The 12,343-nt window shown below is 43.0% G+C and carries 9 protein-coding genes and 1 pseudogene; all 10 read left to right on the top strand.

The genetic code is table 11. From position 1 onward, the window contains the following. A complete protein-coding gene (locus GT508_RS01910) occupies positions 1-912 on the top strand; it encodes a PSP1 domain-containing protein (RefSeq protein ID WP_055283355.1) in 912 nt (303 codons plus the stop codon). Further along, entirely contained in the window at positions 902-1,666 is a 765-nt protein-coding gene (locus GT508_RS01905) for a tRNA1(Val) (adenine(37)-N6)-methyltransferase (RefSeq protein ID WP_028087024.1), read from the top strand. The genes GT508_RS01910 and GT508_RS01905 overlap by 11 nt, the downstream gene beginning before the upstream one ends. A gap of 3 nt (positions 1,667-1,669) precedes the next feature. Continuing rightward, the gene (gene rsmI / locus GT508_RS01900) at positions 1,670-2,515 is read left to right on the top strand and encodes a 16S rRNA (cytidine(1402)-2'-O)-methyltransferase (protein WP_161143459.1); all 846 of its coding nucleotides are present in this window, start codon (positions 1,670-1,672) and stop codon (positions 2,513-2,515) included. A gap of 159 nt (positions 2,516-2,674) precedes the next feature. Next, entirely contained in the window at positions 2,675-3,787 is a 1,113-nt protein-coding gene (locus tag GT508_RS01895) for an ABC transporter ATP-binding protein (protein WP_161143458.1), read from the top strand. Between the two features lie 245 nt (positions 3,788-4,032). Next, positions 4,033-5,118, top strand: coding sequence for a PucR family transcriptional regulator (locus tag GT508_RS01890; protein ID WP_161143457.1), 1,086 nt, complete (start codon positions 4,033-4,035; stop codon positions 5,116-5,118). Between the two features lie 68 nt (positions 5,119-5,186). Beyond that, positions 5,187-7,466, top strand: coding sequence for a hydratase (locus GT508_RS01885; protein ID WP_161143456.1), 2,280 nt, complete (start codon positions 5,187-5,189; stop codon positions 7,464-7,466). A 175-nt stretch (positions 7,467-7,641) separates the two neighbouring features. Continuing rightward, positions 7,642-7,809 (top strand): annotated as a pseudogene (locus GT508_RS01880) (PTS lactose/cellobiose transporter subunit IIA); the annotation flags it as partial. A 157-nt stretch (positions 7,810-7,966) separates the two neighbouring features. Further along, positions 7,967-8,464 carry an RNA polymerase sigma factor gene (locus GT508_RS01875; RefSeq protein WP_161143455.1) on the top strand — a complete coding sequence of 166 codons (498 nt, stop codon included), beginning with the start codon at positions 7,967-7,969 and terminating at the stop codon, positions 8,462-8,464. Positions 8,465-8,481: 17 nt separating this feature from the next. Continuing rightward, positions 8,482-10,557 (top strand): beta-propeller domain-containing protein, encoded by a 2,076-nt coding sequence (locus GT508_RS01870; protein ID WP_161143454.1) that lies wholly within the window; start codon positions 8,482-8,484, stop codon positions 10,555-10,557. 642 nt (positions 10,558-11,199) lie between these two features. Next, positions 11,200-12,342: an ABC transporter ATP-binding protein gene (locus tag GT508_RS01865; RefSeq protein WP_006428817.1), complete on the top strand. Its 1,143-nt coding sequence runs from the start codon at positions 11,200-11,202 to the stop codon at positions 12,340-12,342. Position 12,343 lies beyond the last annotated feature (1 nt).

The following is a 12,343-nucleotide window of genomic DNA, read 5'->3' as shown; positions in this document are numbered from 1 at the left end:
ATGACGAAGGTAATAGGCGTTAGATTCAGAACCGCCGGAAAGATCTATTTCTTTTCGCCGGGAAAACTGGAGGTAGAGACGGGCGATAAGGTTATCGTTGAGACTGCAAGAGGAGTGGAATTTGGTTCTGTAGTCACCGGACCGAAGGAAGTGGAAGACGATAAGATCACACAGCCGTTAAAATCCGTGATCCGTCTTGCAACGGACGAAGATAAGAAAAAAGAAGAAAAGAACAAAGAAAAAGAAAAAGAAGCATTCAAGATCTGCCTGGAGAAGATCCATAAGCACGGGCTGGAGATGAAGCTGATCGATGCAGAATATACATTTGACAATAATAAGGTGCTGTTCTATTTTACTGCAGACGGACGAATCGATTTCCGCGAGCTGGTAAAGGATCTGGCAAGTGTATTCCGTACAAGAATCGAGTTAAGACAGATCGGTGTGCGTGATGAGACGAAGATCCGCGGAGGGATCGGGATCTGTGGCAGACCACTTTGCTGTCATACGTATCTATCCGAGTTCGCACCGGTATCGATCAAGATGGCAAAAGAGCAGAACCTTTCACTGAATCCGACGAAGATCTCGGGTGTCTGCGGAAGACTGATGTGCTGTCTGACGAATGAAGAGGAGACATACGAAGAACTGAACAGCCATCTTCCGGCAAATGGTGATCATGTCACAACACCGGAAGGCTTAAGAGGAGATGTCCAGTCTGTTAACGTACTCCGTCAGCTGGTGAAAGTTGTTGTAACACTGGATAATGACGAGAAAGAGATCCGTGAGTATCCGGCAGCAGAACTGAGATTCAAGCCGAGACGTAAGAAGAAAGACGTAAGACTTTCCAAAGAAGAGATGAAGGAACTGAAGGCGTTAGAAGAAAAGAACGGAGCGTCAAAGTTAAATGATGACTAAATTACTTCCGAATGAAAGACTGGATGACCTGCAGATCAGAGGATACGAGATCATCCAGAGTCCGGGACGGTTCTGTTTTGGAATGGATGCGGTGCTTTTGTCCGCATTTGCAAATGTGAAAAAGCACGAAAAAGCACTGGATCTCGGAACAGGAACGGGGATTCTTCCGATTCTTCTGGAAGCTAAATATCCGGGCCTGCATTATACAGGACTGGAGATCCAGGAGGAGAGCGCAGATATGGCAAGGCGCAGCGTCAGCCATAACGGACTGGAAGAGAGGATCGACATTGTAACGGGAGATATCAAGGAGGCAGCATCCATATTCGGAGCCGCCTCTTTTGGAGTTATTACGACCAATCCCCCGTACATGATCGGAGACCACGGACTGAAGAATCAGAATACAGCATTGTATATTGCCAGACATGAGGCACTCTGCACGTTGGATGATATATTAAGAGAAAGTGCGAAACTATTGAAGGTCAAAGGAAGGTTTTACATGGTCCACAGGCCATTCCGGCTTCCGGAGATCATGACAAAGATGTGCGCATACGGAATCGAGCCAAAACGTATGCGGCTGGTATATCCGCATATAGACAAAGAACCGAATATGGTTCTGATCGAGGGTATGAAAGGCGGAAATCCGAGAATGCAGGTGGAGCCGCCACTGATCGTATATCAGAAGGATGGAAGTTATACAGAAGAACTGCTTGAGATGTACGGGATGAACAAGAGCGAGCATAAGATGGAGGAGTAAGAGATGGCAGGAACATTGTACTTATGTGCGACACCGATAGGAAATCTGGAAGATATGACCTTCCGGGCGGTGCGGATTTTGAAAGAAGCAGATCTGATCGCGGCAGAAGATACCAGGAACAGTATCAAGCTTCTGAATCATTTTGAGATTAAGACACCGATGACCAGCTATCATGAATATAATAAGATTGAAAAAGGACACAAACTTGTGGAACGCCTGCAGAATGGTGAAGATATTGCAGTGATCACCGATGCAGGTATGCCGGGAATCTCTGATCCGGGAGAAGAACTGGTAAAGATGTGCCAGGAGGCCGGGATCACGGTTACAGCTGTTCCGGGAGCCTGCGCATGTGTGACGGCGCTTACGATATCCGGGCTTGGAACGAGAAGATTCGCATTTGAAGCATTTCTTCCGACGGATAAGAAGGAGAGACAGGCTGTCTTGAATGAACTGAAAGATGAGACAAGAACAATGGTGATCTACGAAGCACCGCACAGACTGGTCCGCACGTTGAAGACGCTTCGGGAGACGCTTGGTAACAGACGCATCAGTATCTGCCGGGAACTGACAAAGAAGCATGAGACGGTATTTGCAACAACGATAGAAGACGCACTGGCATATTATGACGTACAGGAGCCGAAGGGAGAATGCGTCATGGTGATCGAAGGAAAAAGCAGGGAAGAGATCCGGAGTGAAGAAAAGGCCAGATGGGAAGAGATGAGCATGGAAGAGCATATGGAACTCTATCTCGGACAGGGCATGGATAAGAAATCCGCGATGAAACAGGTGGCAAAGGACAGAGGCATAGGGAAAAGAGACGTCTATCAGGCACTGTTACAGACACCTTGACCTTAAATAACGTTCCGTTCGTCAACTTGTATAGAAAATGAAAAAAAGATTGTTCAACTTGGGTATTACCCAGGTTGAACTTTTTTTATATACTTTTTATCAGAACGAAACAGGTAACAAAATGAAATAAAACGATTATAAATCAGGAGGATTATAACAATGGCAAGTTTATCATTAAAACACATTAACAAAACTTATCCAAATGGATTTGAAGCAGTAAAAGACTTCAACCTTGAGATTGAAGATAAAGAATTTATCATTTTCGTAGGACCATCCGGATGTGGTAAATCTACAACACTCCGTATGATCGCCGGTCTGGAAGATATTACTTCCGGAGAACTGAAGATCGGGGACAAAGTAGTAAATGACGTAGAGCCAAAAGACAGAGATATCGCAATGGTATTCCAGAACTACGCTCTGTATCCACATATGACAGTATATGACAACATGGCATTTGGTCTGAAGTTAAGAAAAGTACCAAAGGACCAGATCGACAAAATGGTTCGTGAGGCAGCTAAGATCCTGGATCTGGAACCACTGCTTGACCGTAAACCAAAAGCTCTTTCCGGTGGACAGAGACAGCGTGTTGCTATGGGACGTGCGATCGTTCGTGATCCAAAGGTATTCCTTATGGACGAGCCTCTTTCAAACCTGGATGCAAAACTCCGTGGACAGATGCGTATCGAGATCTCTAAACTGCACCAGAGATTAGGTACAACCATCATCTATGTAACACATGACCAGACAGAAGCTATGACACTGGGAACCAGAATCGTAGTTATGAATGCAGGTATTGTTCAGCAGGTAGATACACCACAGACCCTGTACGATTATCCATGCAACCAGTTCGTAGCCGGATTCATCGGATCACCACAGATGAACTTTGTTGATGCGAAATGTAAAGTAGTCGGAAATAAAGTATACCTGGTAGCAGGACCTTCAGAGATCGAGCTTCCACCGGCAAAAGCTAAGAAGCTGATCGATGGCGGATATGAAGGAAAGACAGTTGTTCTCGGAATCCGTCCGGAAGACGTGCACGATGAGCAGATGTTCATCGAAACTTCTCCAAATACAGTAATCGAAGCAAAGATCCGTGTATATGAGATGCTCGGTGCAGAAGTATTCTTATACTTCGATTATGAAGGATCAAGCATGACAGCAAGAGTGGATCCTAGAACAACAGCAAGAACAGGTGATATTGTTCAATTTGCTCTGGATGCTGAGAAGATCCATATCTTTGACAAAGAGACACAGGTTACAATCACAAACTAGTCTGTAATGAAGGCTTGGTATAAGAGCCGCAATTATCGTAAAAAACAGATGAATATAAGAGGACCGGGCGTAAGAAAGCGTCCGGTCTTTTCGTTTTTTTTGCAGACAATAAAATTTTGCTTTGTTAAAGCATGATTATCTGCTATAATGTATTCGTAATGCAGTTCGTTAGCGTGCTAAAATGTATACAAGTATGCAAAAGAACACGAAGAACAGCATTGCGGATAGGAAATGGAGGACAATGCGTGTTATCAAATCAGATATTACACAAAACAGCACAGGATATCAGGGAGATTACAGGATTTGACTGTGCAATATGGGATATGCAGGGATTCTGTCTCGTAAGGACGAATGAGACTCTGACCGGGTATGAGATCCAGATCCAGGATTTCCGTGATGACGAAGAAGAACCGGAAGAGATGATCTTAGATGAGATGGGAATGTTCCGCATCTATGAAGACAGTGATCCGGTATATGTATTGATGCTGCATGGAAATGCAGACGGCATGGAACTGGCAGGACGTATGGGAGCCAGTCAGCTTCGGAATCTTCTTTATGTATACAAAGAACGGATGGATAAGAACCGGTTTATTCAGAATCTGCTTCTGGATAATCTGCTTCTGGTTGATATCTATAATCAGGCAAAGAAGATGAAGATTCCGGCAGAACTCAAGAGAGTCGTATTCGTGATCGAACCGAAGAATGAAGGAGATGTCCTGGTACAGGAAACTCTGAAAGGTCTGTATGCGACGGGAACAAAGGATTTCGTAACGGCAATTGATGAAAAACATATTATTCTTGTGAAGTCACTGCAGTCTACCGACAGCTATCCGCAGGTAGAACAGATCGCCAAAGAGCTGGTCACGACGCTGAATATGGAAGCCATGGTAAGTGTAAGAGCGGCATATGGAACAATTGTAGAAGAATTAAAGGATGTATCCAGATCATACAAAGAAGCAGATATGGCTTTGGAAGTCGGAAGAGTGTTTTATACAGAGAAGAAGATCCTTGCATACAATGAACTCGGAATCGGACGGCTGATCCATCAGCTTCCGGCATCACTCTGCGAGATGTTCCTGAATGAAGTATTCGAAGCTGGCAAGGCCGATATTTTCGAAGAAGAAGAACTGACGACTGTTTATACATTCTTCGATAATAACCTGAATATATCAGAGACGGCAAGGCGTCTGTATGTGCATAGAAATACACTGGTGTACCGTCTGGAGAAGATTCAGAAGAAAACAGGACTGGATGTGCGTGTATTTGACGATGCACTGACATTCAAGATTGCCATGATGGTAGCAGATCATATGAAATATATGAAAGAATAATCAGGTTAGCAGATGTCTGGACTCAGACATTTTAATATATTCATAATACGATAGTAGGAGGACAAAACATGCTGAAATTATATGACAAGGGAGTCTATTTACTGAATGGAACAGAGATTGTGGAAGAAAAAGAAGCAGTTGCTGCAAAGACAGGTAAAGATGTGACTCCACAGGAAGCTGCAAAGAATACAATGGCATATAACATTCTGGCAGCGCATAATACCTCGGAAAATATGGAGCGTCTGCAGATCAAATTCGATAAGCTGACATCTCATGACATTACATTCGTTGGAATTATTCAGACAGCCAGGGCTTCAGGGCTTGAGAAATTTCCGATCCCTTATGTACTTACGAACTGTCATAACTCTCTTTGTGCAGTCGGAGGAACGATCAACGAAGATGATCACATGTTCGGTCTCACCTGCGCGAAAAAATATGGCGGAGTCTATGTACCGCCTCATCAGGCAGTCATCCACCAGTTTGCCCGTGAGATGCTGGCTGGCGGCGGTAAGATGATCTTAGGATCAGACAGCCACACACGTTATGGTGCACTTGGAACCATGGCTATGGGAGAAGGCGGACCGGAGCTTGTAAAACAGCTTCTGAATAAGACATATGATATTAAGATGCCGGGGGTAGTCGGAATCTACTTAGACGGTGAGCCGATGAAAGGTGTCGGACCACAGGACGTGGCACTTGCGATCATCGGTGCGACATTCGGCAATGGCTATGTTAACAATAAAGTGATGGAATTCGTAGGACCTGGTGTGAGTAAGTTAAGTGCGGACTTCCGTATCGGTATTGATGTTATGACGACAGAGACGACCTGCCTGTCATCCATCTGGAAGACCGATGATAAGATCAAAGAATTCTATGACATTCATGGAAGAAGTGAAGATTACAAAGAACTCAACCCGGGAGATGTTGCTTACTATGACGGTATGGTATATGTAAACTTAAGTGAGATCAAACCAATGATCGCAATGCCATTCCATCCGTCTAATGTATACACGATCGATGAAGTGAGAACCAACTTAAAAGACATCCTTCATGATGTAGAACAGAAAGCACTGGTAAGTCTCGACGGAGCAGTTGACTATTCTCTGCAGGATAAGATTGTAAATGGGCAGTTATATGTGGATCAGGGAATCATCGCAGGATGTGCCGGCGGCGGATTTGAAAATATCTGTGCAGCAGCAGATATCATCAAAGGACATTATATCGGTTCCGATGAGTTTACATTCAGTGTATATCCTGCAAGTACACCGATCTACATGGAACTTGTGAAGAACGGAGCAGTTGCTGACCTTATGGAAGCAGGAACGATCGTGAAGACGGCATTCTGCGGACCATGCTTCGGTGCCGGAGATACCCCTGCAAACAACGCATTCTCGATCCGTCACTCAACCAGAAACTTCCCGAACCGTGAAGGATCCAAACTTCAGAGCGGACAGATCGCATCGGTTGCACTTATGGATGCACGTTCCATCGCAGCAACAGCAGCGAATAAGGGATTCCTTACACCTGCAACTGACCTGGATGTGGAATATAAAGGACAGACTTATCATTTTGATAAGAACATTTATGCGAACCGTGTCTTCGACAGCCATGGTGTAGCAGATCCGTCGGTAGAGATCAAGTTCGGACCAAATATCAAAGACTGGCCTGCAATGGCAGCACTTCCGGAAAACTTACTTCTGAAAGTGGTATCTGAGATCCATGATCCGGTCACCACAACAGATGAACTGATTCCATCCGGTGAGACCTCTTCTTATAGATCCAACCCTCTGGGACTTGCAGAATTTGCATTGTCCAGAAAAGATCCTGCTTATGTAGGCCGTGCGAAGGAAGTACAGAAAGCTGAAAAAGCAATTGAAGCAGGACAGTGTCCGTTAGAAGTATTAGATGAACTGAAACCGGTTATGGATAAGATCCACGAGACATATCCGGAGACAGGAAAAGGTAATCTCGGAATCGGAAGTACGATCTTTGCAGTAAAACCGGGAGATGGTTCTGCAAGAGAGCAGGCAGCATCCTGTCAGAAGGTACTCGGCGGCTGGGCAAATATTGCGAACGAATATGCAACCAAGAGATATCGTTCGAACCTAATCAACTGGGGTATGCTTCCATTTATCACGGAGGAAGATCACGAGAACTTAAGCTTCCGTAACGGTGACTATATCTTCGTGCCAGAGATCAGAAAAGCAGTGGAAGATAAGAATGCCGAGATCAAGGCTTATGTGGTTGGAGATTCTTTGAAAGAGATCACGCTGAAGCTTGGTGATATGACCGATGCGGAAAGAGAGATCATCCTGAAAGGATGTCTGATCAATTATTATAGAGGATAGGCAGTAAATAATAGTATAAATTACAGATGCGGACAAAAAAGCACTCCGGGAAGGTTTAGGTGACCTTTCGGAGTGTTTTTTATTGCCAGTGCATTCGAAAGAAGCTGTCAGTGGCAGGTCCTGAAGATTGGCATGTGTTCGTGAAGAACTGATCAAGTAGGGCGACGAACTCTTAAGCCAGAGCAATGAACCACATACAGATCTGGTGCAGAAAGAAGTGGTCGGTGAAGACGTGAAGATGAGCCTCATCCTTGCACATGCGGAAGACCAGATGATGAGTACGGAAGTATTCAAGGTTCTGGCAGAAGAAATGATTGAACTTTATAAAAAAGTGAACAAATAAATTAGAATTATTTTAATAACCTTTTTTCTCTCCAATATAAACAAAAAAATATGATATGATACATGCAACAGAATTTGAAGCAAAAGACTCTTATATATAGATAATATATATAAGAACAAAAAAATTATAAAAACTCATATCTGAGGGAGGGCACGATATGAAATGCAGTGTAAAGAAATTCTCGGAAATGTATGAGGCTGCCTACCGCGATCTGTACCGTTATGCACTGTGCCTGATGAAGGACCCGCAGGAAGCAGAAGATGCAGTAAGTGAAGCGGTCGTTACAGCTTACGAGAATATACATAAATTAAAAAAAGAAGAAGCATTCCGCAGCTGGATTTTTACGATTCTTACCAATAAATGTAAGAAGAAATGGAAGAAAGTTTCGAAAGAATCTTCGGAAAGAGAAGAAGAATTTCCAGAGCAGTCCACGTTACCGGATTATGATCTGGCGATTGATGTAAGGAAGGCTTTTTTCGTATTGTCTGAAGAGGAACAGATCTTAGTGGGTCTATCTGTATTCGGTGGATATTGCAGCCAGGAGATTGGAGAGATGATGAAACTGAATCCGAATACGGTGCGGTCGAAGCGCAGCCGGGCACTAAGGAAGATGGAATGTGTGCTGGACGGATACAGAGAACATATGATGCGGTAGAAGGGAGTGAAAAATGTATGAAGCGTGAGAATGAATATGAGAAAACCGGGTATAAAAAAGAGACAGGTTCTGAAGAGTATCAGAAAAATGGGAAAAAACAGAATGAATACTGTGAACAGAATATAGTAGACCAGATTTTACAAATGTCGGAAGATACAGAAGTTCTGAATCGTCTGAAGCCGGAAAACATAGCAAAATTATTAGAGAATAAAAAGCAAAAGAAGCATTTCCGCCCGTACCAGATCGGACTTGTAGCGGCAGCCTGTGTGGCGGTCGTGGCGGGAACTGTAGTGTGGCAGTATGGAAGGATGCATAATGGAGTGATAAATTCTTCAGGTGTGTCAGGTAGCAATGCAGGCAGCAGTGCAGGAAATAGCAATACAGAAAATAAGATCAGTAACAGTAAAAAAATCCGGGCAGCCCGAAGTTATGATGAAATCTATAAATATATCAAACGCGCACAGGATAATTCCGGCATAGCAATGTATGCAAGAGGCGGGAATGAGATCGATGTACAGGATTCTGCTTCAACAGCAAAATCAACAGAGTCTTCAATAGCAAAATCAACAGCACCTTCATCGACAGCTTCTGCAACAGATACTGGTATTGCAACAACGGCTGCAAAAGGGAACTATTCACAGACCAATATCCGTCAATCCGGCGTAGACGAGGGTGACATTGCTAAAACAGATGGAACATACCTGTATGTGAGAGAAGACAATGGACGGACGATCGACATTGTAGATGTCAGGAATGGATTAAAAAAATATAACGAAATTACACTGGGAGAAGAGTATAATATCCAGGAATTTTATGTAAATACAGAACAGAGAAAATTAATTGTTGTATGTCAGAAAGACTGCACGGATAAGAATAGTAAGAAGCAGGTGAACACAGATAACTGGAATCAATCGAATACAGCAGCGGTTACTTATAATATAGAAAATATACAAAAGCCGGTCAAAGAAGGCGAAGTCACACAGAGTGGCACTTATCATTCTTCCCGTATGGCGGATGGGTATCTGTATCTGTTCAGTGAATATTATACAGGCAGTGATATGGTAAAAGAGAAACCGCTAACTTATGTACCGCTTGTGAATGATAAAGAGATGAGCCAGGCCAGCATCTGTCTGCCGCCGGTGAACTGCGGAACGATGTACGAAGTAATCAGCTCTGTGGATATCAGTAAACCGGATGAGACAGTAGATAATAAAGCAGTTCTTTCTGGGGGAGGGAAGATGTATGTCAGTGGAAAGAACATTTATTATTACGAATCAGAATGGCAGCAGGAGAATCAGACTGTAACAACCCTTAGAAAGATTTCTTATACGAAAGGGAAACTAAAGGCTGTAGCGCAGGGAAAAGTAAAAGGATACCTGAATGATACCTTTTCTCTGGATGAATACAAAGGGAATCTGAGATTATTTACAACCAATAATGATGAAAATCTGGTAATAATCTTGGATAAAAAATTAGACAAAATCAGTTCTATTGAGAATCTGGCGAAAGGAGAGTCCATCTATTCCGCAAGATTCATGGGAGAGACCGGATATTTTGTGACATACGAGCAGGTAGATCCGTTATTCAGCGTAGATCTGTCTGATCCAGAAAAACCTAAGATTCTCGGTAAGTTAAAGATTCCGGGATTCTCGGAATACCTGCATTTTTACGGAGAGGATAAATTGCTTGGAATCGGTATGTCAACAGATGAAGAATCTGGCATGTCAGAAGGTGTGAAAGTTACCATGTTTGATATTTTAGACCGCGCAGATGTCAAAGAAGAAGCCACACTTGTTCTGGATGATCTTTATAGAACAAATGCAGCATACGATTACAAATCAGTTCTTGTCGATGCGGCCAAAAACCGAATCGGATTCTCTGGTTACAGCCAGAATGGAGAAATATACTGCCTGCTGACCTATAACGAAAAAGAAAAGAAATTCGACACAATTCTAAAAGAAGACATCAATGGAAATACTTCGCAGGGTGTCCGTGGAATATATATAGAAGATACACTGTATGTGATCAGTGGAAATATTATTGAAGCTTATGATATGAATACAGGGGAGAAAACCGGGGATATCATATTGTAAATTAGGTGTTTAATTGATATTTAATGTATTAACTTAAGTCGTGACTGGTTGCGGAAGTTAATAATTAAGTACCAGGAGCAGTAACCTTTGTGTCGGCCACTACAGTACAGAAATTAGCGATAATCCTTATAAATCCGCTAATATTTCAAATTTTTTATAGTTGTATTTCATAACCTTCCGTTACCACAAAGGTTACACTTCCGGCACTTAATTCTTCAGGCATTCGATACACACGGAATAAAAAGTAGGAAACCGTTCCAGTGAATGTGTAGGAGGTGTTGGAAATAGTTAAGCGTCAAAATTATGCGTTGAGTTTTCGAAATTTGCTTGTTTGAGCCGGATGGCGAGTTGCAAATTTCGAAGGCCCGCTTTTAGCATAATTTTGACGCTTTAGTATTTCCCACCGACGCAACCTGAACAGGAACGGTTTCCTACTTTTTATTCTGGTCCGGGTATCCGTCAGCCTGATGCATTAAATACAAGTAAAATTTGTTAAATCTTCCCGCCAATTCAATTACTAACATTTAACAAAATCTTTGTAAAACCATGATAGAGCCCCCTAAACAAAAGTGATAGGATATTCACCGTACGAGAAATGATGAAAAAAGAAAGCAGTCATCAGGCTGCAAAGGAGGAAAAGGAATGTCAGAAATTGCGTTGAGGAATGTCTGTAAGCAATTCGATTCAGAGCATTATGGAGTAAAGGACTTTAATCTGGACATTCATGATAAAGAGTTTGTGATTTTTGTTGGGCCTTCCGGATGTGGAAAGTCAACGACATTAAGATTGATAGCAGGTCTTGAAGAGATTACAGATGGTGAGTTATGGATTGATGGAAAACTCTGCAATTACCTGGAACCGAAAGAGAGGGATATGTCGATGGTATTTCAGAATTATGCATTATATCCGAATATGACGGTCTACGGAAATATTGCTTATTCACTGAAGATCCGGAAAGTACCAAAAAAGGAGATTGATCAGAAAGTCAGACAGGTGGCAAAGATCCTGGAGATTGATTCCCTGCTAGACCGTAAACCAGTTGCACTGTCCGGAGGGCAGAAGCAGAGAGTGGCGATCGGAGCGGCAATCATCCGACAGCCGAAAGCATTTCTGATGGATGAACCACTTTCCAATCTGGATGCCAAATTACGTGCCCAGATGCGTGTGGAACTTCAGAAATTACATAAAGAACTGGATACAACAATCATCTATGTTACGCATGACCAGACAGAAGCAATGACATTGGGAACAAAAATTGTGGTTATGAGAGACGGGCTGATCCAGCAGGTAGATACACCGCAGAGCATTTATGACAATCCAATCAACAAATTCGTAGCAGGATTTGTCGGTTCTCCGTCGATGAACTTTATCGCATGTGATGTGTATGCAGAAAGAGAGAAGACGGCATTGATTTTTGCAACAACCGGACCTGTGAAGAAGGTATATCTGACCGGACAGAATGCGGAAATCATCCGTGAAAAATACAATGGAAAACGAGTGATCTTAGGAATCCGCCCGGAAGACATCTATGAGTATGAGGAGGCAAAAGCCGGTGGGTTCGAGCAGAACAGTGTAGGCGTGGAAGAGACTGTTGTGACAAGAGAAATGCTTGGTGCAGAAGTGGTGCTGTATTTTGATGAGCAGCATAAAACACATGCGGTCAGATTACAGCCATCCAACCAGACAAAGGTGGGAGAAAAGGTGAAGCTGTATTTTGATATGGACCGTGCCCATGTATTTGATATAGAGACAGAAGAAAATGTCTTGTACAGGAAAGGATGTTAAG

The organism is Dorea sp. BIOML-A1 (assembly GCF_009875615.1).
In the GTDB taxonomy this organism is placed as follows: Bacteria; Bacillota; Clostridia; order Lachnospirales; family Lachnospiraceae; genus Dorea_A; species Dorea_A amylophila.
This window is presented reverse-complemented; position numbering and strand designations above follow the sequence as displayed.

What these genes read in the sequence shown, in the direction of transcription:
- GT508_RS01885 (WP_161143456.1), top strand. Translation starts at nt 5,187, where the DNA reads ATGCTGAAATTATATGACAAGGGAGTCTATTTACTGAATGGAACAGAG.
- GT508_RS01870 (WP_161143454.1), top strand. Translation starts at nt 8,482, where the DNA reads ATGAAGCGTGAGAATGAATATGAGAAAACCGGGTATAAAAAAGAGACA.
- rsmI (WP_161143459.1), top strand. Translation starts at nt 1,670, where the DNA reads ATGGCAGGAACATTGTACTTATGTGCGACACCGATAGGAAATCTGGAA.
- GT508_RS01895 (WP_161143458.1), top strand. Translation starts at nt 2,675, where the DNA reads ATGGCAAGTTTATCATTAAAACACATTAACAAAACTTATCCAAATGGA.
- GT508_RS01865 (WP_006428817.1), top strand. Translation starts at nt 11,200, where the DNA reads ATGTCAGAAATTGCGTTGAGGAATGTCTGTAAGCAATTCGATTCAGAG.
- GT508_RS01910 (WP_055283355.1), top strand. Translation starts at nt 1, where the DNA reads ATGACGAAGGTAATAGGCGTTAGATTCAGAACCGCCGGAAAGATCTAT.
- GT508_RS01875 (WP_161143455.1), top strand. Translation starts at nt 7,967, where the DNA reads ATGAAATGCAGTGTAAAGAAATTCTCGGAAATGTATGAGGCTGCCTAC.
- GT508_RS01905 (WP_028087024.1), top strand. Translation starts at nt 902, where the DNA reads ATGATGACTAAATTACTTCCGAATGAAAGACTGGATGACCTGCAGATC.